Raw genomic sequence first — 24,396 nt, 5'->3', positions numbered from 1 at the left:
GAATCCTGTTTTTTCTGTATTATTTAAATAAGGCCATCTATGTCAATCAAATTATCAATAGAGTTATTTCCTGCGGCTAATGGTGATGCCATTTTAATTGAGGTTGGTCAACAAATTATACTTATTGATTGTGGTTATATTTCCACTTATAAGGAGCATTTAAAACCCAGGTTACAAGCTTTAAAAGATGAAGGCAAACGAATTTCCATATTAATCGTGACTCATATCGATGCAGATCATATTTCCGGGGCTATTGCATTTTTAAAGGAAAACGGTTCGGCTCAGGAACCAAATATCATCAGTATTGATGATATTTGGTTCAATAGCTACAGACATTTACATTTTCAAAACAAAGAATCTGGCAGTCATGCAGATGAAACGGATTTCTTTGAGATCCCTTCGGGGTTGGAAAGTAATAACGCCGATGATCCAAACAGCTTGGTGAGTTATTCTCAAGGCACAAGTTTGGGAAGCCTAATATTGAAGCATGGCTATACTTGGAACGGGGCTTTTATGGGTTCCACTGCCATGGCAGATTCACCAAAAGTGATTCAGCTAAACGATGGTTTATCGATCACTGTATTAGGGCCTACTCAGGAAGCACTTGATAACATGTCAAATCATTGGTATAAATATCTTAAGACCATTTTTCAAGGAAAGCTAAATGAAGATGCTTTTTTTGATGATGCTTTCGAACTTATGATGGAAGAAATGCGACAGTCGGACCTGGAACAACTGGAACAACCGGATCCTTCATCACCTGTAGCTGTTGATCATGACTGGGTCACAGCTAATTACAAGGACCTTTGGTCCCATCCAGAAGACAAATCCCCAACTAATGGAGCTTCCATTATTTTTATGTTGGAATATGATAATGGAACTGACATTAGTAAAAAACTACTGTTCCCGGGAGATAGTATCCCAAGTCAGTTGTTGGGGCAATTGCAAAAATTGGTAGCTCAAAGAGCTGATCTTGAATTACCGGTTAAGCTCGATGTTTTCAAAGTACCACACCATGGGGCTAATAAGAACAATAATCCTGAATTAATTGCTAATATTTTATCTGAATATTATCTATTTTCCACTAATGGATCCGGGCATTATAGTCATCCGGACATGGACACACTGGCTCAAATTGTAAAAAGTCATGGAACCGAAAAATTAAAGACACTAGTCTTTAATTATAGACAGTTTGAGAGGTTTACAGATCTAGACAATCTACAACTAAAAAACAAATACAAGTATCAGACTATTTGGCCGGATGTAGATCAATTTGGGAATGGCCATGATGGTTATATAAAGCTCAATCTTGAATTTTAATCCTTAGTGGTTCTGTATAATACCAGTTATACTTTGAATTTACTCAAAAATAAAATGATGAATTTTTTGTGATAGATGAGGCGTAAAAATCAAGCATAGCTATAGTTCTGGTTTATTTTTATAACGAAATATAGCACAAAAGGGCGCATTTTATTGGGGAAATTCAAAGTGTAAATGGTATCATTATTTGACAGATTTTTACTATCTTTAAACTTGTAGTATATTCTCCTTTACTATAATACCATTTGAGTATAAGATTTAAAAGAACTATGTAGGGATTTTTGTTCTTGTTTTTTGACGTGCTATTAAAATGATTTTCATTTAATCAGTAGGCCAAAATATTTAATATTAGAATAATGAGATTACCTAAATAGTAAGGTTTAAAATTAACACAAAGTTCATGATATATTTACAACGAAGTGATGTTAAGTCCCCAAAGGCACTAATTGAAAGAGCCGAAAATATTCTTGAAGAAACCATACGTGTACATCAACAGGTACTCAATAATGAGCGCATCGAGTTTGGAAGAATATATTATAGCACTTTAAGCCATTGTAAAGCAGATCTGCGTAAACTCTTTCGGAATAAATGTGCCTATTGTGAAACATCCATAGTTGGTGCCTCATCTGATATTGATGCATTCAGACCAAAATCAAGAGCTATTAATACCAGTGGAAAAGCGGTAATCGGGTATTATTGGCTGGCTTTGGAATGGCATAATCTTTATAACAGTTGTCAGCAGTGCAATAGGTACAAAAATGTACGCTTCCCCGTGAAGGGGCATCGCCTGGAATACCCGAACAAAAATATTTATGACGAACAGGCTTTATTATTAGATCCTTGTGACCCGAAAGATTGGAATGAGATTCATTTTGAATTTTTAGATAATGGTCAGGTCGTTCCACTTACAGAAAAAGGACGTATTAGTATTGAGGTTTTAGGTCTCAATAGAGAGAACCTTATATATTCAAGAAAAGAGGTTTCTGATCAATTAAAAATAATTTTCAAGCTTATTAATAAATCAAAAGGTGCTGATCAAGAATCCGTTCTCATCCAACTGCTGGATAGTTTAAATGCCGACAAGAACCATTTGGCAGTTAGACGCCAATTCACTTCACAATGGCTCAGTACAAAAGTCAGTGGTTTAATAAAACATTTCCCCGATTTAATTAATAAGATCCAGACAGAATTACAGGGAGATTTACCATTGTTAAATGAGAATCTGGACTTCAAAGCATTTAAAATCCCCAAAAAACGAAGTTCAAGACAAACCAAAAAGAAATATAATTTCGAGCAGCAGTTTAGCTATGATATTAAATCTCAACTGGCTGAAGATAAACGCTCTTATTATACGGGAGCTAAGCTAATCGAGCGTGTGGAAATAATTAATTTTAAAGGCATCAAGTCCTTACATTTTAAATTTCCTCAGCCCGAGATTTCAGGTGCCGGTGAATCATGGATGCTATTAATAGGGAGGAACTCAACTGGCAAAAGTTCTGTATTGCAGGCCATTTCGCTGGCTTTGATTGGTCAGGAAAATTTAAATAACCTTGAGGATGTTTTTGATGCCCGTAAATGTGTGAGACGTGCTACTGGTGTGAGTTCGGGCCATGTAAAAGTATGGATGACTAATTTCAACAAACCTTTTGAATTACATTTTAATAAAAGAGATAAGCACTTTACATCAAATATTCCAAAAGATGTCATCATGTTACTTGCTTATGGTTCAACACGTATCTTGCCCATAAAACACTCAGATAATTATAAAGAATTTAGTTATGCTCCTACCAATGTGAAGAATCTTTTCGATCCTCAAAACCAGTTACGCGATGTTGAGAGTTGGTTAGGAAGTGTCAAAGACGTTTCTTCAGAACGATTTAAACAGATTAAAACAGCACTTTTTAAGCTCCTTGATTTCGATCCTGCGGAAAGGCAAGAAGCTGATATTTATAGAAGAAATGGTGTGGTAAAGGTTAAGCTTCCAGACGGCAATTATTTAATTCGAGAATTATGTGATGGCTATCAATCTGTCATTGCCTATTCACTGGATATCATGATTACATTATTTGAGAAATGGGATTCTATTGAAGATGCTGAAGGTATCGTGCTTATTGATGAGATTGGAGTTCATTTACATCCCAGCTGGAAAATAAAAATCGTGTCGCTGCTTCGAAGAATATTTCCAAGAACTACTTTTATTGTGACAACGCATGACCCCTTGTGCTTGAGGCCGGCACGCAAAGGCGAAATACATATCATGTCTCGAAATCTGGAAACAAACGATATAAAATTTGATCAGGTAGATATTCCACCGGGAACCCCAGTAGAACGACTATATACAGGGATGTGGTTTGCTATGGATGGCACCCTGGATCCGGGAACGAGCAAACTGATGCAGGATCATAGAAATCTGGTACTGGCCGGTAAAACTGAAAATGCTGAAGCCATAAAACATATTGAAAACACACTTGAAAAACGTTTAAAATACCAGCCGGACGGTTCACTTTTTGGTCAGTTTAGAGAAGTTTTGGGCGAAGTGCTGGATCAAGGAACAGAAGCTATGGAAATGGATGAACTAAAAGAAAAGCTAAAAGCAAAACTCAAGGATACATTCGATAAAGCTTGATAAAGTATGTTGAAATTAAATCGACCTAACAAAAACGACAAGGCTGCTGAATTCGACGCCGAAGCGGCTGCCGAACTCAAAAAAATTCAAGATGCTATTAACTCTAATAAAAAGCCGGAGTTTAATCCGGCCTTTTGGGGAAAATATAAAAGCCATTTTATGGAAGCTCAGAGACACAGGTGTGGTTACTGCGAGCTGCAGGTTACCTCCTATGGGGATGTTGAGCACTACAGGCCCAAAAGTGAAATCAAACAACTTGAAGCGGTTGGAGAAGAACAGGAAAACCTACATAATTTGGTATCGAAAAGCAGAAAAACCTCTAAGATGTGTGAAGATGGCTACTGGTGGCTTGCTTACGACTGGGATAATTATCTATTATCATGTACACTCTGTAATCGTCCTTATAAAGGAACACTATTCCCAATAAAAGAGCAACGACCGGTGCATCCTGATCCTGCTTCTGAATATCCTTGTGAAAATCCGAAACAAGGAGATCAGGAAACCCCCTTATTAATGAATCCTTTTGATCCTAATTTGGCACCTTCTGAGCATTTAGAATTTACCGAGTCTGGTCTTATTAAACACAAGACAGATACAGGTAAAGAAACTATTGATACATTAGGACTCAGCAGAGACAGTCTTAATACAGGACGTATATGGGCTGCAAAGAAAATCTTTCAGTATTTTAAGAATTTTGCCAGTGCAGCACCGGGTAGTGATGCTGAAAAGCTTTTCGCTTCAGAAATTGTAAGTATGGGTAATGAAACCTCAATTGCTTCGCCCGGTATGTGCCGTATTATTTATGAAAATTTAGTCGACGGACAGGGGACGTGGGAGGCTTTTGAAAATAAATGGAAAGTCGACTAATACCAATTAACAACCAGAATTAATCGGTTGGATTATATGTTTAGGGTGCTGTGGTGAGCGACTCTGGATTAATAAAATATATTACAAGGCCAATAATAAAAATAAATATATGCGGAAGCAAAACATGTCTCCAGAATAGTACCCTAAAAAAACGCCTAGTCGAATTGCTGCTTAAATTTTTACTAAAGCTTTTTCCTATTTGCAATGGGATAATATCAGCATTTTTACCTTCAAAAAAATCTTCAATCTGCCACCCCCTTTTGTAGAAAGCATATTGAAAAGTCTTCCAGTAGGCTTCCAGAATCCAAAATACAATGGCGCTAATACTGCCTAGCAAAAGAGCCAAAGGAGCACGATATGAAAAAGCTGCCACCATGGCTGCCAAACTAAAGGAGATACTCCAGGTCTTTATGGTCAATGCTTTACTATCGAAGTCACTAATTTTCGATTGAATATTAAAATACTCATCTTTAAGAAGGCTTCGTTTTTCGGTTTCATCCATCGTCTGTTTTTTTGTGATTAAAGAATTTTAAATATCTGGAAAAGCGAAAATTAAAGGCTGAAGTCCCTGATATTTCGATCCCCTCATCTTCATCGCTTACTACATGTTTTGTTTCACATGGCAGGTCTCGAAAAACCTTATAATTAGCGGGCGTTAATACTGAAGTATCAAAATCGGCATCTACACCATCAGATGTATACATCCAGTTTACAATATAATCCGGGTGATATAAGGTTATCAGTTGATCACATCCCATAGATTGCAACATGTCGGCATTAGATTTATGAAATGTTATAAGATCTGTTTCACTTATCAGGTTCACATTGCGTTTAACAGGAATAGACATAACAACTCTGGTTTGCCCAGCTTGCCAATCGAAATCTTTATCGAAGAGATACCAGGCCCAGGAGGTGACACCATTAGTAGGTCGGTTTGAAGGTTCATCAATATTTCCTGGGAACTGTGCACTTGAAGCTCCCATATTAAAAGCAGCATGATGTGATCTTGTGTACATACGACGTGACAAGGAAGTTCCTCTAAACTTATTATAGATTTCCTGAGAAACATAAACAATAATAGCTACTTCATCTGGTAAGTGTGAACCAACACCTGGGTCAATGACCGCAGGAAGATAGGCACTAAGCCCTAATCTGGCTTGCATCAGTGGGGTTCCTGGCATGAATGTCCCCCCTAATTCGCTAAAAAATTCACCTCGTTTCCTGTGGATTTCCTCTTCGGAATCTTCTAAATTTAAAGATAATCGTTGTGCCGCAAATCCGGCAAATACACGAACGGCATTTGATGGGGTTTGTAATACAATTTTATTTTCCTTCATGATTATTTTGATAAGGTTTTTGCTAGTTGGATGCCCTTATGACGAGCTACTGCAACGATGGTTAAATGTGGATTGGTGGCTCCAATCTCCGGAAAAGAAGCCGCATCGGCACTTATAAGGTTTTCTATTTTATGAAATGCGCCATCTGTATTGGTGACAGAATTTTTAGGGTCCTTCCCCATGTCTAAGCCTCCAGCTTCGTGATAACTACTTCCCGGTGGTCGAAAACGTTCAGGAGAATCAACAGCCAAATCACCAACTACTTCAAGGTTTAATGAACGCTGTATTTGCTTTGCATTTTTAAGCATTTGATCTTTTCTTCGATTATCATCGTCGGTGTAATCGAAATAAACAATAGAGCCTCCAAGTTTTGAGCTGTCTCCAAGCTCTACCCGGTTGTTCGCATTCTTGTCCGTGCCACAAAATGATCTGATCATGATTCGATAAGGCTCCGTATTTTGGGGGTCCCAGTCTTCACCATTATCTAATGTGAACAATGATCTACCCGGTGCATGTAATTCCCACTGCTCTGAAGTTAATGAACTGGAGGGGATATAAACTATAGCTGTATCAGGATTGTTTTGATATAAATGTGTTCCATTGAACCAGCAGTCATAAAATAAATGTTCTTGCAGTCCAAATCCTATTCTACCACTATCATCTGGCAGGTTGGATTTCAATGCTAAAAGTATAGATTCAATACCTCCGCCTGCAAGAACAACAGAACGACCATGGATTTGGAGTTTCTCTCCTTGTCCAGTTTCAGAGACCAAAACTCCTGAAACCTTATTATTATCGTGGATGAGTTCATGAACAAAAGAATTGATACAAATTTGAATTTTATCATCAAAGATATCCTGAGCTAATCCCCTAAAAAACAAACTAAAGCCAGATGCGATACCAGCTCTTAACGATCCTACCTTATCCGTGTCATAATCCACAGCAAAAGGACCGGCTTCAGCCTTTAGATCCGTTCCGCTATTGATTCTGCTTATTATGTTGTTTGCTAAAGCGGTTTGTCCAAGCCCAGTGTTAACTCTAAATTCTGATTCTGCCCAACCATAATGAGGATTCAAATCGATTTCCTCGGGCCAGTTTTGGAGATCGTGAGATCTAAATCGTGGAGAAGCTCCATTCCAGAAAAGACCTCTACCTCCAAGACAGCCATAAAAAGTTCCGAAATTAGAACCATCGGAAAGTTTTTGATTATAGGCTGTTTGATTTCTTACATTACTAGCCAGAGATCTGGCATATCGAAGTTCGGTATTTGAAATATGCGTTAAGAAGGGCGCGGCTCCTGCTTCTAGAATAAGAATATTTAAATCGGGATTTGTATCATTTATAGAGCGTGCCATGGTCATTCCAGCAGAGCCGCCTCCAACAATAATACAATCAAAAGGTTGCTGCTCCGAATGTCTGGATACTTCTTCTAAACTTGAATTTAACTTGGTCATAATATAATAGTGTTAAGATTGATTCCAGCATAATTGCCATCCAGTAACGAGTACTGACTTTAAATCGTCTAATTCCTGGTCAAATGGGCGTTCGGTATTCATTAGGATCTGTGCTTTATCATCAAGCTGTTTAACAAGGTCTTTATTAGAATCTTTAAGTTTAGAGCTTAAAAAACCAGCCTGTAATAACGAATGGACCTTTTGTATGCCTTCTGAAGTTGGCTCAACCTCAGATGCCATTTGCCAATCGCTGGCTAATACATTGCCTACAGGAATTCGAATAGAGGTGCTGCTGGTTGTAAATATTCCGGCCACTTCCATTTTTCCAAGTTCATATGCATTTTGCGGACGAATACCTCCAGACCATAGAATGTTCACACCAATCTTTTTGCTATGGGACACGACTTCTTTTATCTGACTATAGGTAAGCACACCTCGATCTGTCTCATCGTTTTCATCGAGTTTTATCAAGCGACGGGCAGTCTCCTTACCAGGTGTGTCTATTCTTGGGTTTATACGATCAGGGCAGTCAACTAAAACTGTTTTTACTCCTTTTTCATTGACCATGTTTAACCATTTAATCAAAGCATCCTGACATCGGTCAGATAAATAAACATCATCATTAGTAAGCATAGGAGTATCCACATAAAAAGCAGGAACTGCAGTCCAATCATTCATCCATTTCTGTATGATTTCAATCACATGGCGTTGGTCTTCAAATTGAAGTGGTACCAATCCATATTTTGCCGCGTCAAGACCATTGGTTTTCGCGCTAAAAAGACCAGTCCATATAGTTCTGGCAGCCGATTGAACATCTACTGCATAGCGATATCTAAGCAATACGCCATGTTGCTGAGCAAATTTTAAAAGCTTAATAGCATGACCTGAGCCTAACACGTTTAAAATTCCCTGAACGCTTAACCTTTTACGAGCTGCTTCAACTTTATGTCCGTCAATAGCTATGACTCGAATTTTTAATTCTGCTGCTTTGACAATGCATTGTTTAATAAAATCAAAATCGTCTTGTTGCGTTATCTCCTTGTTAAATATTGTCAATATTGAAACGCGATGAATCTCTGGTGTTGACAAATCTCCTTGAGTTCTCAAATCGTCAATCCTGCTCTTGAGACCTTTTAGAGTATCAAATGGCTTTGTATCAGTTGGAGATAATACCAGCCTAATTGAAAGCGGCCGGGGAATACCATTAATCGTGTTATTAAAAGGAGCAAAAACCTCTTTTATTTTTGTAACCAATAGATCCATGTTTTCTCTGGCATCAGAAATAAAAAATTCTGGTAATGGCTGATAAAGTCTAGCGTTAACACGTACACCTACATTCGTTGAATATAGTAAACTGTTAAGAGATCCATTGATAATTTGTTCGTATTCCTCTGGTCCGACAGGAACTTCACCAGCACTTGTCATTCTTTCGGCATCATAAATGAGTCCGCTTTCCTGTTCTTCAAAATGCTGGTTAGCTGTTTTTTTAGCGCCTTTTTTACTGGCCATCATTATTTCTGAAGCGGCACTGCCTTCATCACTAATGCCTAATAGGGGTCCGTATTTTAAATGGTCGTAATTGTTTAAACTCCAATTGCTCATTATATAAAATTATTAAGATTCATCAACAAATATTAACCAATCGGCATTTTCAGTCTTCTCACCGCGATCCATATCAAAGTTTTTCGGAATTTGAGAATTTAATTTGTGTAAATATGGAAGCAAAGGTTTTTTTGGCACGCCAGAACCAGCTTCGCGCTCATCCAATGGGGCATAATATGGCCAATCGATTTTATCCTTAAAATCTGGATGATTCCGGATATAATCCCAACCAAAACCATCAAAAAAGTAATCTTCCCGTTCCAACAATGCCATATACCACAGGCTTGGAATCGCATTAGGGTTGGGTCTTATAGGTACTTCTTTTTTAAAAGCATCAAATAGCTCTTTGGCTTTACCGTCATCAGGAAAGTCTTTCAAGTATGATTCTAGTTCGTCAAAAGCATCATATTTAAGAGGAGGTGATACCAGTAAAACTGGTTTATGTTGTAATCTAGCGGTGGCAATTTCGTGAACGGTACCTACACTGTAAACATTTGTGGGACAGTAGGCTATAATGAAATCTGCCAAATCAGTCATTCTCAGGTCAATATGTAATGTAGGCCAGAATTCTTCTGATAATTCAGCTCTGATTTTAGCTCCATTTTCGTCATTATCGTAAGTCCACCGTTCTCTAGCATCAACTGTAAATTCATCTTCTTTACCGTAATGCTTCATTCCTGATACTTCAGGTTTCTCCCAAGGGTCATAGACCGTGGTTTTCATGATGTTTAAAAAGTCGGTGATTCTGGTACGCCAGCCTTTTTCTTTTTCTTCTTCTCTGCTCGCGACAAAGTCCATGGGACCTGAAAGATAGACTGTAGCACTATCTAAAATATTAGAACGTTCATTTAAGTTCTGATTTCTATTCTTTAAAAATTCCTTTTTATTAGTCATATGGATTGATTTAAAAATTATACTAATCGGCTGGATTCCAATCAAATTTAGATACAACAACGCCATGATCAGAGCCAAAAGTCTTGTTGTCACTATCATCAATATGGTCATTAATTATTCGGGTTTCCTTGAAGGACCAAAGTCTATTTCTCGAATGATCGTAAAATTGCTCCGAAACAAAAATATGGTCTAGGGATTGTCTAAATCCATCATGGATGTATGTATAGTAAACATCTCTTAAGCTTCTTAATTCCTGTAAGGTGGCTACAGAATACAAACCTGCATCCGATCGACTTCCCGATCGGGAATTAGTGATTAAGCGATATCCTGGATCACCAGAAACAATAGCAGCCATGACACTATTTTGTCCTTCATTGAGATCTCCCATAATAATAGTTGGAGTGTCAGTTCCTTTCATCACCTGATTAGCCAAAATACGGAGTCCGGCAGCTTCTGAAACACGGCGTATAGATGACAAAGCTGAGCCTATAGCCGATTGATGAGGTCTGATAGCATCACTGAAATAATCTTCATCATCGATTCTCATAGGAACCTGTGATTTTAGGTGCCCAACAAAGACTTCGATATTCACTTCGTCGCTTACCTTGACCGTAGCATTCAGAACGGCTCTTGAAAATTCACCAATATCAACAGATATTTCATAATCAGGAGCGTTAGCCATACTACTCTTGCTTTTAATAAGTTTTAATTCTTCTGGCACCTTCTTTACCCATTTTATATCTGAAATTTCTAAAGGTTTTTTTACTGCTAATGCCACATTTATGGACCCTGCAGTTAATCGGGTTGCAAAATGATAGTCATTTTCTAAACCTGCTGCTTTAAATGCAGCAGTTAGGGCATCGGGATGCCATAATTCCTGAAAACCGATAATGTCAGAATCAATTTGTTTGAGAATTTCTGAAGTCCATTTGATTTTTCCGTCGAAATCAGCCTGGCTCATCACATTGTTTCTATACAGTCGTTCACCAGCTATCTGAAGATTGTATAAATTAAGCGTGGTAATTTTTAAGTCACTCATAGTTGATTATTAATAATTAATTATATCACTTTAACTTTAAAAGGTTCTTAAATAGCACATCATGTATACCTGCTTTACCTTAAAATAAGATAAGTTCGGATATAAAATCAAGTACAACAACGCAACATTTAAAATGTAACGGTAGTAAAGGTCAATTAAGAATAATGTGGGGAAATTATTCTGATCAAATAATAATTGCTATTAATTCTGGAGAGAAGAAATAAATGTACGATTTTTTTTTAATTTATTAAAATACCAGAATTGGGCTTTATATTTTCTATTAATATACTATCCTTTTTAATATGCCCGTCCTGAATAAAGGCACATAATTTTAAACAATTATGTATAAAAACAACCGAGTAACCAGACCTTGCTAAGCCTCTGATAGTAGTTTCCCTAATTCTTTATATTTGTTCAAAAAGACAAGCTAACCTTTAGCAAGTCTTTAACGGCAAGCAAAAACAAAATAAGAGCATTAATTATATGAAATCAAAAATCAAAACATTCAAGCCAAATGAACTTCTTGAAGAATATATGGATGCTGGCACAAAACGCAACCAAGTATTTAAGGAAGGTTATGAGCGATTTTTTATTGCACGATTGGAAGATTTAAATGAAATAGTTAAGCCACCTATACCGCCTACACGTTCTAGAATGCACAGTATTTTGTTTGTAACCAGTGGTAAATTAAAAATGAAGGTGGGCGCTCATTCTGTTAAAATTCAAGAAAACGAATGTGTTATAATACCCCATAGACAAGTGTTTAGTGCAAGCCTTGATGATTATAAAGACATCACTCAGGGTACGGGCTTTAATTTTGGTTTTATCGATGATTTCATTATCGAACAAATCGCAAATACAGAATTGCTTAATACCTTTGAATTTTTAACCGTTTGGGGAAATCCGGTAATTAGGCCTCATAAAACCATTGCAAAATACATTATTCAATCGTTGAATCGAATTTTTAATGAATATGCACAAAACGGGCTACAAAACCCATTGATACTACAAGCCCATCTTATCGCTACGCTTTGCGATTTAAAAATGGATTATAAGCCCCTTTCGAATAGTAATAATAAAACAGCAGTTGCGCTGACTAATCGATTTAAAGAGCTGCTCCATCAAAATATACGTACAAAGCACCAAGTTTCAGATTATTCTTCTTTACTCCATGTAAGTCCCAATCATTTAAACAAAACGGTTAAATTAATTACACAAAAGTCACCTTCCGTATGGATTGGAGAGACATTAGTTTCTGAATCAAAAGTTTTGCTTTTTCAATCCAGCCAATCAATAAGTGAAATTGCATCAGAGCTTGGTATTGATGACCAATCCTATTTCAGCAGGTTATTTAAAAAACATGAAGGTGTCACACCAATAGCTTATCGAAAAATGATTGATTTATCCTAAAAATAGATTACTCCATCCTAACATTATAATCATCTTTCTAATGACCTTTGTCTCAGTTTCAAAGGTAAAAATTTAATGGTTTTGTTCCCCAAATCAATTGGTTTCCCTTTAGATGTTATATCATTTGTTTACACATTAGATTAGATGCAATCTTTGTATTTAATGTGTTTTAAGATGCATTAATAACTAATCACAATGATTTATATATTCAAAACTTCTGTTAAGACAGAAAAAGATATTAAGAAGCTTAAACCAAAATTGGATCATCTAGCTTCAAATATAAAATGGAATTTTGATTTGGAAGACTGCGATAATATTTTACGAATCGCAAACTGTGAAATTTTGGAAGACAGGGTTGTGAATTTACTTAAAGATTACAACTTCGAATGCAAGGAGTTGGATTAGGAGAGCAAAACAGGGAACTATAAATATACACCCAAAATATAGCAGAAAGATTGCAAAAAATATAATAATGATAATATGGAAAAGGTAATCTGGGTATCGGTAATAGAAAATCTCTAGCAATAAAAACTATTAATATGGCAAAAATGAAGGCAATTCTTTGCACAAATTACGGTTCCCCTGAAGTGCTACAACTTGGCGAAGTAAAAAAACCCGTACCCCAAGACAATGAAGTATTGGCTAAAATTCATGCAACAGCTGTCACGGCAAGTGATTGTTTTATCCGAGAATTAAAAGTTCCTGGTAACCCTAGTTTTCCAAAAAAGCAGCTCATGAAGTTTATGATGCGCTTATTTATTGGTTTTTCGAAACCACGAAACCCGATTATTGGTTTGGTTTTCTCAGGAGTTATTGAATCAGTTGGTAAAAGTATAAAACAATATAAAAAAGGAGATGCTATATATGGGTTTACGGGAGTAAGCCGGGGAACCTATGCCGAATACAAATACACATCTGCCAAAGAAATAGCACGAGGAGAAATCGCTTTAAAACCGAATAATGTAAGCCATGAAGAAGCCGTTGCTATTGTTTATGGTGGCGTTTTAGCAACACATTTTATGAGAGATGCCAACCTCCAAAACGGACAAAAAGTGCTTATCTATGGAGCATCAGGATCAATCGGAACGATTGTAGTACAGCTAGCAAAATACTTCGGTGTTGAGGTTACTGCAGTATGTAGTGCTTCAAATTTTGACTTAATGAAATCGCTTGGAGCAGATAAACTAATAGATTATACCAAAGAGGATGCTACTAATTTGCTAGAGGAATATGATTTCATCCTTGATGCTGTTGGAAAAAACAAAAGCTCAAAACTAAAGACACAATTAAAAAAGACGCTTAGCCATCATGGAAAATATGTATCTGTAGATGATGGCCTTCTAAAAATTCAGCCTGATTATCTCGTTAGATTAAAAGAGTTAACTGAAGCAGGGTGCATTAAAGCCGTTATAGATAAACAATACCCTTTTGAAGCTATTGTTAAAGCTCATAGGTATGTAGATAAAGGACACAAAAAAGGAAATGTTGTAATAAAATTATAATCCAGAAACAAAAAAACAAATAAAACCTACAATTATGAGAAAAATTATGCCCCTATTTTTAACAATCATTCTTATTGTTATTTCTTCTTGCAATTCTTCAGAAGAAATTTCTGGCGAGAAAGAAGAAGCACAAATAGTTGCTGTAGAATTAAAGGCAAGTAGAATTAGTGGTCCGGCTCCACTTGCGGTACAATTTAGTGCCATTGAAACGACACATGTAAATAGCGATATAGATACATTTAGAGAATTGGGATATCACTTTATTTTTGATGATCCAACTAGCGGAACTTGGACACATAGTGGTAAATCTAAAAATTCACAAATTGGAGGGCCAATCTCCGCACATGTATTTGAAACCGCAGGAGTATATACAGTCAAAGTAAGAGCACAGGATAGTGAAGGAAATTTCAGTGATACTTCTATTGTAATTACTGTTACAAACCCTAATACGGTATACAACAATACTAATACTGTAGTTATAAGCACTAATGCTAATGTTCCAAGTTCCCCGGATGGCGCTACTATTTTGAAAAACCAAACCAGTTGGCCAGATTGGGAGTCTGGAAAGCGCTATTTATTAATGCCTGACCAAGATTTTACATCATTCGGTAACATTGATATTTATCAAGTTCAAGACTTACAAATAGGAAAAAATGGCAGTGGTTCAGATCCTATTGTTGCACAGGTTAATGTTGATCGTGGTACAGCTCCAGCTAGAAACTGGTCTGCAAGAGTAGCCATATCCGATTTAAATTCCCAAGGTGGAATTAAAATTCCTAATTCATCAGAAGATATTTATATAATCAGAGGTACCAATACCAGTTTTTATATTGGGTCGACTGTTAAACACTGGGTTAAAAATGGTACTCAGGAACAAGCCAATAATTTAATATGGCCTTCAAATATTTTTATGTATGAAGCAACCAATACTGCACCGATAACAGGATTTAACTCATGGGTCTTATCTAGAGGTTTTAATATGCTTGGAACAGAGTTAGCGAATCCTGCACAGCACAATATTCGACCCGCATATCTGGTTAATGCCTTTATTGGGCATAATTTGTTTTACAATGCTGCACGTGCCAAGCACAATCTTAAATTACATAGCGAAGGTATATTAGAAAATGAAAATGAACGATTGGTAAAAAATAGTATGGACAGTGCTAGTCGATGGGTTGTTATAGCTGACAACACTCTTGGTGATGGAACAAATCAAAACAATGGGTGGGCAATAACAGTAGACCCACAAAATAATTCTAGAAGCGAAGGTGTACAAGATGTTATTGTAGAAAATAATAGATTCCGTTCTGATTTTAATGTTGAAACCGTTTTGGGAGGACGTAGACTCACAGAGCGGGGAAATTCTAGTGTTGGAGAGTACAAAATAATAACAAGCCAAAATGTTAGCGCACTACCGGCATCATGGGATGGACCATATTTTGTAGATACTGAACAAATACTTCCCGAATCACCGGAGTTATAATATAACCAATAATAGATAAGTTCGTATTAGAGGAAAGCTAAATAATCAATAGACATGACATAAGAAGCTAAACAATAACCAAGTGATTCAATATTATTTACTATTATTGAGCTGTTTGCCATTTCGACAGAGCGAAGAATGAACGACGAGAAATCTTATAATTATGAGATTCCTCGTCATAGTTCTTTCGGAATAATAAGAAACATTAAACATCTTGTAATCAATCTTTTATAAATTAAATTATAACGAGCTCAACGGAAAGCAAAAACCTCTCAGTTTCTACAAACTGTGGGGTAACATATTGAATTTGTTTCTGTGACCATGGGGCTTACCTGAGGTGATCCTGTTAAGATCAAGATTCCAAATAAGAAACCAAATACAGAATGTTGAAACACACACTTTTTGGATCTGTTTTACTATGCTCAATTTAAATAGGAATTCATGGGTCAATTCTGCTTTTTAGTTATAAACAAAGGCAAATAAAAGAAAATCCCTATTAAAGATAACAATAAACCACCTATAGACCCTACAGCAAATGAAAACCAAAAAGCTTCGTTTTGTCCATGCCACACAAAAGGAATCAAACCAACAATAGTAGATACTATGGTTAAGACAACAGGGATAATTTTATAGTTAAAGGCTTTAAAATAGAGCTGCTGTGCATTTCTTTTTGGGTAATCCTTTTTTAAATTATTATAATCATTTATAATAAACAAAGCTGAATTGACACTAATACCGCATAGTAATATAAACGAGGCGTAACCACCCTGGTCAAAATTAAAATCAAACAGGTAAAAGGTTAAAAAGACGCCTATAAAGGATAGCGGAATCATACTGATAATAGCAAGGGGTTGCTTTAAAGATTCCAGCAAAATGCTACAAATAAAAAAGATGATAAAAATGACCACGAACAGATAATAATATTGTTTGGAATCTTTTTTGTTCCATCTCCTGTAAGATTGTTCTAGTACCCGATAGCCAATAGGCAATCTGGTTCTTAGTTCTTCAATATTACGCTCCTTTACTTTTCTAGCCAAAGGCTGTGTGCCTAAAAAATCATAAGCAACCGTTAAGCGGTATTGCTGATTCCTTTTTTCAATGGTATTTCCTGTTTTTCTTTTTTCAATAGAGGCTAGCTGGTGTAGTTTATACTGTTTATTATTAATGGGGATGGGCGTATGTTTTAAATCCCATACATTAAATTTCTGATAAGTATCTGATACCAGTTTTACTTCCTGCAATTCATGATCTTTAACAATATCACCTATTCTTCCTGAGTATACCTGATTTTTTAAATAGCCGTATAGTTGATTTTGGGACACATCAGCCATGGCTAATTGTTCTTGATCAAAATCTAAATAGTATTCGTTTAGGGTATTACTTCGCCAACCTCCGCTTGTTATTTCCACTTCTTTTACACGCCCATTAGAATTAGCTTCCAATTGTAGTTTAAGCAGTTCGGCATAGCTATATAAATTATCATAATTAAAGCCTTCTAATTCAATACGGTTACTTTTATAACCTGACCCTAAAGCATTTGAAAAACCTCGCCCCACACCACTCACAGTCCAATTTAAACCTCCCAAATTATTAGATTTAGATTCCAGCATACTCTTTAGGGTATAAGGAAAGGCTCCAAATTCGAAGTCTTCTTTAAAATAAATAGTAATACTAGAACTTTTAGGGCTATTTATTTGTGTTTTATATAAGGCAACTTCATCAAATCGACCTATAAAATTTTCCATTTTTAAGACCACATCATTAAGTTGCTCTATGGTACAACCATCAGGCATTCTACCTGTTACTCGAAGGGTGGTACGCTCGGGTTCATTGTAATATGAGTTTTCAAAAACGTCTTCGGTAAATAATCGTAAAGTCCCTCCTACAACTTTTTCTAAAGTGGGGCGCAATTCGGTATTATACCATTCGGTACCTAAGGTGTTATTGTATAGTTTGCTCCACATGTCTTCTCCTTCCAGTTCTTTGGGAAGTAAGTGTATGGGGAGTCCAAAACCGAGGATAAACAATAATACAAATGCCCATTTAAATTTGGGCTTACGCATCCAATTTATGGTATTACTATAGCCAGTTGTAAATCTATAGATGCGACGCTTTCGCTTTCTGGAAAAACGGGTACGTTTTTTTTCCAGATTCATTTTTTCTAATAGAGCAGGTACATAATATAAAGAGACTAATAGAGAAACACCTATATTAATGGCTATGACCAACGCAAAATCCCATAAGTTTAATCGCTGGTTTTCTTCTAACAGAAATATAACCATCAAAGCCCCAATGGTCGTTAAGGTAGCTGCTAATATGGCTAAAAATGCTTTTTTATTGCCTTTATTTCGTAGGTGATCTATCATTATGATACTGTTATCTATAATGATCCCAAATGAAATGGTTATCCCTGCAAAAGAATATAATTGTAGTTGTACATTAAAGGCATAATAAAAAATAATAGCTATTAGCAGGTTGGTAATGATACTTAAAAATAAAACGGTTAAGTATTTAAAACTTCTGTTGATGATGATAATCAGCACTAAAAGTATAAGGAATGAGAACAGGGTTCGTTTTTGTATTTTTTGTAATTCATCTACTATGAACTCAGTATCATCTTGCGTCATTTTTAAGATGTATTCTACAGGAATATCACTTTCTAATTCATCTACAATACTTCTAATATCTTTTGCTAAATCAATAGTGTTAATACCTTTCTCAGCATAAACAGCCATATTAACGGTATTGAGTCCGTTAACCCGATAATAAGCATTCACCTTGCCCTCTTTGTATTTTACAGATGCCAGATCTTTTAGGTAAATAATTCTGTTTTGTATTTTTTTTATTGGAATATGATTCCAGTCAATCGCTTCTCCATGCTTATGTGTTAACACCAATGGAATCTCCTGATCGGCTTCATGGGTTTTGGTCGGCATCAATACATTACCCAGTTCTTGTTTTTGTAAATAGGTATTTACAGCATTTTGAATATCTCCTACTGAAATATGGAGCTGCAATAACTGCTTAGTATCATATTCTATCACCCATTCATAGGGCTTGGCACCATATACATCTACTTTATTAACACCGTTTATAGTTGTTAATTTTGGAAGAATATGATTTTCGGCAAACTTCTTTATATAATGAGGGCTTTCATTAGCATTTATACTGTAAGATATAATAGGAGAACTATTTTCATTGGTACTGCTTTTTGATAATGAAGGGTAGCCAACACCTTCAGGAAGCTCTGAATAGCTTTGACGGATGAGATTGGCAATTTCAAAACGAATGGCATCTATATCTACCTGCTTTTTAAAGTCCATGCTAATAGACCCACTACCTTTTCTTGAGGTGGAACTTATTTCTTTAATACCTTTTACCGTATTAAACACACCTTCCAATTTAGAGGTTACTTCCTGCTCCATCACTTTAGCTGAGGCATCAGACCAGCTAAAACTAACTCTTAGTTTCTTATTAGTTCGTGTGGGTGTTAGCTGAACACTTAATAAGGGAATTAAACTTGCACCTATGATGGATAGGCAGATAAAGATAGTTAGTATTGTAAAAGATGGTAGTTTATATTTCATAATTAATACTAAATTAGTATAAGAAATATGATTGTTTTTATATTTATATGTTTAATGTTACTCATAAAGAACGGAGTTAATCGGTTTTTAATGTAACAACCATTAAAATGGGATTATCTGTTTCTTTTGTATTTGCTACAATTTTTTCTAACCTCATCCTATCATTAGGACTTAATACCTGATCCTTATTTATTTTATGTTCTTCTAAATATTTTTTTAATTGTGACACCATAACTGGCGAAGCAACTTTATTGTGCGAGACTTTCCAAAATGGCCAAAAAGGAATACCACCATCAATGTCATTTACAAAGCTATGTATCCATCTTTTTTCCATACTATTCTGAACCCAAAGTGTATTATTTTTTTCCTTATCGTATATCATATAAGAATGTGGAGGATTCTTACCTCCCCATATCATTTTAAAAAATATATATTTAGGAGTTTCTATATAACCATGTATGTCATTATATTTAAAAAATGTATTATTAATAGATGCATAATCTTTTATGGGTCGTATATTATTTCCCACACTAATATTATATTTAGGCGAAATATGAAAGTCATCTGATAACTCCCATATTGTTTTTTCACTTTCACCAACAGCATCTTCTAAAAAATAGAATTTATTATTTAGCCTATTTTGACTTTCAATATCAAAACGAAGAAAAATATTTATTTTTTTTTCTAAAGCTTTTTCATCAGATCTGGAAAGTAATCTTTTTTTAACATCTCCTTCTTTAGTAACAATACTTATAATATTATAATCTGAATCCTTTCTTCTGTATTGAGCATTAAAAAAAATCAAATGATCATTAAAAACAATAAATGAACTTGGGTTAAAATCAATTGCTATTTCTGAAATAAATTGACCATCAAATTCATGAAAAAACACTTTATTTTTAGATTGGTCATAAATTGCTATAAGCTTTTTTTTAGGTAATATTTTGAATTGAAAGTTTTTTGAATGCTCTCCTGGTCCATTTCCAATGTCACCAATAGTATTTAAGAACTTCCCTTTACTATCAAATACCAATAGTTCTCCTTTATCTTTAAGTAAGATAGTTTTTTCAAAAAAGGTAACATCACTATTGTATATAGCTCCTAGCAAGACATTATTATTAGTTTCTAATGGAATATATTCTATTTTGGTAGCGATACTACTTAAATTTAACTGAATAGGCTCTTTAAACGAATTTGGAGATATATCAATATGTATAACCCCTTGTTGTTGTTCACTTTTTTCACAAGCTAAAAAAAGAATCCCGATAAAAAGAAACCATCCTATTTTTCTCATTTTGGTATATTTATAAAATCAATTATTAGGCAAATCATTCCAATCAGTATTCTCCTTTAATTCACAAATTTAAATAACCGATTCCATTGAAATTCGTCTTGATAATTAGAAAATAAAACACATTGTACCTTACCTATAATACGTTCCTCCGGGACTACCCCCCAAAGCCTCGAATCTAAAGAACCTTTTCTATGATCGCCCATCATAAAATAATAATCTTGTTTAAAAGTATAAGATATTACTTCTTTACCTTTTATACTATAAGTTCCTTCTGTGTTTTTTATCGTAACACCTTCATGTTCATTAATAACCTTATGGTATAGGGCATAATTTTCTGGTGTTAATATAATCTTCATACCCTTTTGGGGAATGATATAAGGTCCGTAATCGTCAAAATTCCATTGGTTATATTTAGATTCTGGATATGCTGTACTTGTATCAGTAAGAGAATCTGTTACTTTAACTAGGCTTTCAACCATGTTTAATTCTTCCAGTCGTTTTTTATCTTGAAACGACAGTGTTGCCCTGAAATTATTAGTTCTCGTCCTGGTAAAGGAAATATCTAAATCTATAGAATCTAGTTTGCTATAAAATGTTTTTCTATCATTGACTTTAAACTCGTAGTTATTAAGAATTAATTTGGAAGGATTAAAAGCCATATTGTTTACGTAAACATCACCTTTTTTAATAGTTAAGGTATCTCCGGCTTTACCAATACAGCGCTTTACAATGACCATATCTACATCAAACATGGTAAAAACGATAACGTCTCCTTTTTTTATCGTTGTGGTACCAGACAACCGCTTATAATCCCACCAAGGGGTGCCCATAGTGGCTCTTGCCTTATCATTAAAATAAAAAGCGATGTTTACCCAGGGAATATCAAACGGTGAACGTGGTAATTTGGGACCGTATTTTAATTTGTTTACCATAATAACATCATTGGTATATAAGGTGTTATTCATTGAAGAACTTGGTATTTTATAAATATCAAAAGCAAAAAGTTTAATACTAATGGCTATAAAAAATATAAAGAGGAATACAAAAAGCCCATAAGCCGTTCTATAAATAAACGAATTCTTAATACGCTTCAAAAGAACCTTAAACCCATAATAAGTAGCAACAAGAAAAATATATAAAAAACTTAGCCAAATGAGACCTAAAAATAGGGTGACTAAAATTATAATGAAATGAAATTTTACAGCTTTGTTAAAATTGTTCATACCACATTAATGGGTTTTTACTTGGCTCTTTAATAAAGCTTTGAATAAAATAAAATTATCGTTTTCTTTTTTATTGAATAGGTTTTGTTGCTCTTTTGCCAACGAAGCTGGATCTATTATACTTACCATAAGATTATCTTGAACATAATTTGGAAAGTAAAGTGGAGCTCCATTTATTAAATCATTATTAATTCCAACACCTAAAGGATTATCTTTTAATTCTGACAATTCATAATTTTTGTAAAAAACATACTCTTTTAAATATTTATTGTAAACACTAACTAGACTTGCAACAAAAAATCGGACAATTAGTTGCGAGATTTAAGCGGCTACATTTCAGAGGATAAAATCCCTATACAAACATTACAAAGGTTGTACCGACACTCTTCAATAACAACTACTATTCAATACCAATCAAATTTTATTCATAAGGATTTTGATGAAGCACTGAATAAGGTAACAGATTTTTAATAAAACACATATAATACTATTTTTTATCAGAGGATGACTTATTAATTTCCTTTATGTATAAATCTCCAATGTCTTTAGATATGATAGGATTACCAACTGCGAGGATATAATTATCTTTATCTGTTAATACAGTCTCAAAATGTTTATGCTCTTTCATGAAAGAATTTAGTTTTATAAATTCATTTTTTTTGTCAAAAAAAAGTGGGTATTGAAACTTTTTAATCTTACCTGATTCGCCTAAATACTTAATAAGCTCAAAATTATCCTCTGAATGACACATAAGAATTATTGAAGTATCATATTCATTAAGCTTGTAACTTAAATCACTCCACTTATTTATAAAATCAATACACGTACCACAGGATCCATCAATTCTTGAGTATATTTTGAATTTTGAATTTAATGTACTTATACTATCAGATTTGTAATTATTTAAATAATCGTAAGTTGATAAATCGATAGGCAATTTCAGTCGAGTTCCTAAAGCAGTGTTTATTATAGATTCGTGTTTAGATATATTCTTTTTTTTTTGCTTACTTTGACATGATATTAGACAAAGACTCAATAGAATATAACTCGATATATAAATCATTTTTTTCATTTAATTCGATTTTTTATTATGCTAATATTTTGTCGTATGATTTAATAAACTAAAGTAGTAGCATGTTATATTTATTTATTTTTGTTAGTTCTTAAATCAAGATTAGCCTTGATTAAATATCCTGTTTCTGCATCGAATGAATAAAGTGTTTTATCATCTTTTGAAACAGCTATCGAGGTTATATATCGATCTAATACTAGTTTCTTTATTGGATTACCTTCCCAATCAAATACGTGTATAACATTTTCATTATTCCATTTAAACCGCTCTTCTTCAGATCTATTTCCTCTACGGTGACCAGAATATGGTAAGTAGATATACTTGTCAGTAACTACCGGGGCTCCATAGGTTCTTCTTGTATCTTTCTCTACCATATAGACGTTTCCGCTTTTAAGTTTTGTTGGTTTAAAGTCTAAAACAATTCGATCTGGACCTTGTATAGCAATGCTAGTATCTGATTTTAAGTCATAAATCTCTACAACATCTTCATACCTATAAGGTAAAACGACCTTATTCCCTGATGGTTTTGAAAGAATAAATGATTGATACCCGTCTTTAACCGCATCAATAGGAGCTTCATCAAGTAAAGTAAATTTACCATATTCTTTTATTGTTTTTTGTGAAGCCAAGTCTATCAACTGAATTTTCGACAGAGAAAATTTATCCCCTACTGATAAATAATGAAGACTATCTGCTATATCTATTTTATAATGATAATTCTGTATTGAAAAATTGTTAAAAGAAAGAATACTATCGTTTAGAGCTTTATCTACCTCTATAGACATTATTTTTTTACGAGTAATATCATGCATCCATAACTTACCATCTTTAACTCTGGAAGTAAAAGGACCTATCACTTCATTTGGCCCTCTGCCATAAGCTAAATAACCTTTAGAAAGCTTATTGTCATTAAGAGAGTAATTATAAAAAGTATACCCTTTTCGATTACGAGTAAAGTTAAATATAATCAATGTAGAATCAATTATATGCATTTGTTTGGGCAATAGTCCCTTTAATTCATGCATATTTTTAAAAACAATGCTATCATTTTCTTGTAAAAATTTGGTAAAGTGTTTAATATCGTTATGTATAACAACTCTAGCGCTTTTTCCTTTACACCCTATTAAAATTATTATAAAAATAGCATTATAAATAAAATTAATTGACCTTACTTTTCTCATTTTGTGTTTTTATTAAAAGATTATAATTTTTGACATACTCAAAGAACAATAGGTATTTTTGCCAATCTTATAGAAGTAATCCTAGTTTTTGATATATCATCTAAATAAAAATATTTAATTTATAAAGAAAGGCTCTATTACTAAAGCCTTTCTTTATGATTAATTCATTAAAGATAAGATGCTTGTTATTTATGACACAACCATCCTGTACATGTATCCCAGAAAGTCGAATTATCGCAACCAGGAAAATTTCCATTAGAAGAACACGTATCTTCTGGATTCGCATTATCGCAATCTGGTACATCAATTTCAGAACAATTTACTTCAGCATTAGCAGTATTCATAGCTAACAAAGCAGATAAATTCGGGGTCTCCTTATTTAAAATATTTGTACTAAAAAACATCGTTATAGCAATGGCCACAACTCCAAAAACTCCTATTATTTTTTTCATTTTATTAAATTTAAAATTATTAATTCAGGCTTAAACCTTCCTAATTATTTAAT

The 24,396-nt window shown here is 34.4% G+C and carries 20 protein-coding genes; 7 read left to right on the top strand and 13 right to left on the bottom strand.

The genetic code is table 11. From position 1 onward, the window contains the following. Positions 1-39: 39 nt before the first annotated feature. The 3 genes from Q4Q47_RS22025 (at position 40) to Q4Q47_RS22015 (ending at position 4,813) form a co-directional block, all read left to right on the top strand. Positions 40-1,320, top strand: coding sequence for an MBL fold metallo-hydrolase (locus Q4Q47_RS22025; protein WP_303308887.1), 1,281 nt, complete (start codon positions 40-42; stop codon positions 1,318-1,320). Between the two features lie 400 nt (positions 1,321-1,720). Continuing rightward, positions 1,721-3,946 (top strand): AAA family ATPase, encoded by a 2,226-nt coding sequence (locus Q4Q47_RS22020; protein ID WP_303308886.1) that lies wholly within the window; start codon positions 1,721-1,723, stop codon positions 3,944-3,946. A gap of 159 nt (positions 3,947-4,105) precedes the next feature. Further along, complete coding sequence (locus Q4Q47_RS22015) at positions 4,106-4,813, top strand: hypothetical protein (RefSeq protein WP_303308885.1); 708 nt, start codon at positions 4,106-4,108, stop codon at positions 4,811-4,813. A 40-nt stretch (positions 4,814-4,853) separates the two neighbouring features. Here the strand turns inward: Q4Q47_RS22015 and Q4Q47_RS22010 are convergent, their stop codons facing one another. From Q4Q47_RS22010 to Q4Q47_RS21985, 6 genes are read right to left on the bottom strand one after another with little or no spacing between them, the layout of a single operon-like run. Further along, positions 4,854-5,315: a hypothetical protein gene (locus Q4Q47_RS22010; protein ID WP_303308884.1), complete on the bottom strand. Its 462-nt coding sequence runs from the start codon at positions 5,313-5,315 to the stop codon at positions 4,854-4,856. Continuing rightward, a complete protein-coding gene (locus tag Q4Q47_RS22005; RefSeq protein ID WP_303308883.1) occupies positions 5,308-6,150 on the bottom strand; it encodes a hypothetical protein in 843 nt (280 codons plus the stop codon). Before Q4Q47_RS22005 ends, Q4Q47_RS22010 begins: the two co-directional genes overlap by 8 nt. A 2-nt stretch (positions 6,151-6,152) precedes the next feature. Beyond that, the gene (locus Q4Q47_RS22000) at positions 6,153-7,604 is read right to left on the bottom strand and encodes a GMC oxidoreductase (protein ID WP_303308882.1); all 1,452 of its coding nucleotides are present in this window, start codon (positions 7,602-7,604) and stop codon (positions 6,153-6,155) included. A 12-nt stretch (positions 7,605-7,616) separates the two neighbouring features. Beyond that, a complete protein-coding gene (locus Q4Q47_RS21995) occupies positions 7,617-9,206 on the bottom strand; it encodes a hypothetical protein (protein ID WP_303308881.1) in 1,590 nt (529 codons plus the stop codon). 12 nt (positions 9,207-9,218) lie between these two features. Next, complete coding sequence (locus Q4Q47_RS21990; protein WP_303308880.1) at positions 9,219-10,100, bottom strand: TIR domain-containing protein; 882 nt, start codon at positions 10,098-10,100, stop codon at positions 9,219-9,221. A gap of 22 nt (positions 10,101-10,122) precedes the next feature. Next, complete coding sequence (locus Q4Q47_RS21985) at positions 10,123-11,139, bottom strand: endonuclease/exonuclease/phosphatase family protein (protein ID WP_303308879.1); 1,017 nt, start codon at positions 11,137-11,139, stop codon at positions 10,123-10,125. Positions 11,140-11,622: 483 nt separating this feature from the next. On the opposite strand from Q4Q47_RS21985, the gene Q4Q47_RS21980 reads away from it, so the two are divergent. The 4 genes from Q4Q47_RS21980 to Q4Q47_RS21965 all read left to right on the top strand — a co-directional run bounded on the left by Q4Q47_RS21980 (position 11,623) and on the right by Q4Q47_RS21965 (position 15,534). Beyond that, a complete protein-coding gene (locus Q4Q47_RS21980; RefSeq protein WP_303308878.1) occupies positions 11,623-12,549 on the top strand; it encodes a helix-turn-helix domain-containing protein in 927 nt (308 codons plus the stop codon). 195 nt (positions 12,550-12,744) lie between these two features. Next, positions 12,745-12,954, top strand: coding sequence for a hypothetical protein (locus tag Q4Q47_RS21975; protein ID WP_303308877.1), 210 nt, complete (start codon positions 12,745-12,747; stop codon positions 12,952-12,954). Between the two features lie 134 nt (positions 12,955-13,088). Further along, complete coding sequence (locus tag Q4Q47_RS21970; protein WP_303308876.1) at positions 13,089-14,051, top strand: NAD(P)-dependent alcohol dehydrogenase; 963 nt, start codon at positions 13,089-13,091, stop codon at positions 14,049-14,051. Between the two features lie 34 nt (positions 14,052-14,085). Next, entirely contained in the window at positions 14,086-15,534 is a 1,449-nt protein-coding gene (locus Q4Q47_RS21965; RefSeq protein WP_303308875.1) for a PKD domain-containing protein, read from the top strand. Positions 15,535-15,980: 446 nt separating this feature from the next. Here the strand turns inward: Q4Q47_RS21965 and Q4Q47_RS21960 are convergent, their stop codons facing one another. The 7 genes from Q4Q47_RS21960 to Q4Q47_RS21930 all read right to left on the bottom strand — a co-directional run bounded on the left by Q4Q47_RS21960 (position 15,981) and on the right by Q4Q47_RS21930 (position 24,343). Then, positions 15,981-19,121, bottom strand: coding sequence for an efflux RND transporter permease subunit (locus Q4Q47_RS21960; RefSeq protein WP_303308874.1), 3,141 nt, complete (start codon positions 19,119-19,121; stop codon positions 15,981-15,983). Between the two features lie 76 nt (positions 19,122-19,197). After that, complete coding sequence (locus Q4Q47_RS21955; protein ID WP_303308873.1) at positions 19,198-20,415, bottom strand: 6-bladed beta-propeller; 1,218 nt, start codon at positions 20,413-20,415, stop codon at positions 19,198-19,200. A 56-nt stretch (positions 20,416-20,471) separates the two neighbouring features. Then, positions 20,472-21,638, bottom strand: a complete 1,167-nt coding sequence (gene lepB, locus Q4Q47_RS21950; protein WP_303308872.1) for a signal peptidase I — start codon at positions 21,636-21,638, stop codon at positions 20,472-20,474. A 6-nt stretch (positions 21,639-21,644) separates the two neighbouring features. Beyond that, a complete protein-coding gene (locus Q4Q47_RS21945) occupies positions 21,645-21,866 on the bottom strand; it encodes a hypothetical protein (RefSeq protein WP_303308871.1) in 222 nt (73 codons plus the stop codon). Positions 21,867-22,125: 259 nt separating this feature from the next. Then, the gene (locus Q4Q47_RS21940) at positions 22,126-22,710 is read right to left on the bottom strand and encodes a hypothetical protein (protein ID WP_303308870.1); all 585 of its coding nucleotides are present in this window, start codon (positions 22,708-22,710) and stop codon (positions 22,126-22,128) included. Positions 22,711-22,781: 71 nt separating this feature from the next. Further along, a complete protein-coding gene (locus Q4Q47_RS21935; protein WP_303308869.1) occupies positions 22,782-23,891 on the bottom strand; it encodes a BF3164 family lipoprotein in 1,110 nt (369 codons plus the stop codon). 185 nt (positions 23,892-24,076) lie between these two features. Next, positions 24,077-24,343 (bottom strand): hypothetical protein, encoded by a 267-nt coding sequence (locus tag Q4Q47_RS21930; protein WP_303308868.1) that lies wholly within the window; start codon positions 24,341-24,343, stop codon positions 24,077-24,079. Positions 24,344-24,396: the final 53 nt, after the last annotated feature.

The sequence above is a fragment of the Flavivirga spongiicola genome (assembly GCF_030540825.1).
Lineage (GTDB): Bacteria > Bacteroidota > Bacteroidia > Flavobacteriales > Flavobacteriaceae > Flavivirga > Flavivirga spongiicola.
Note: the sequence above shows the minus strand (reverse complement) of the source record. Positions and strands in the feature narration are given on the sequence as shown.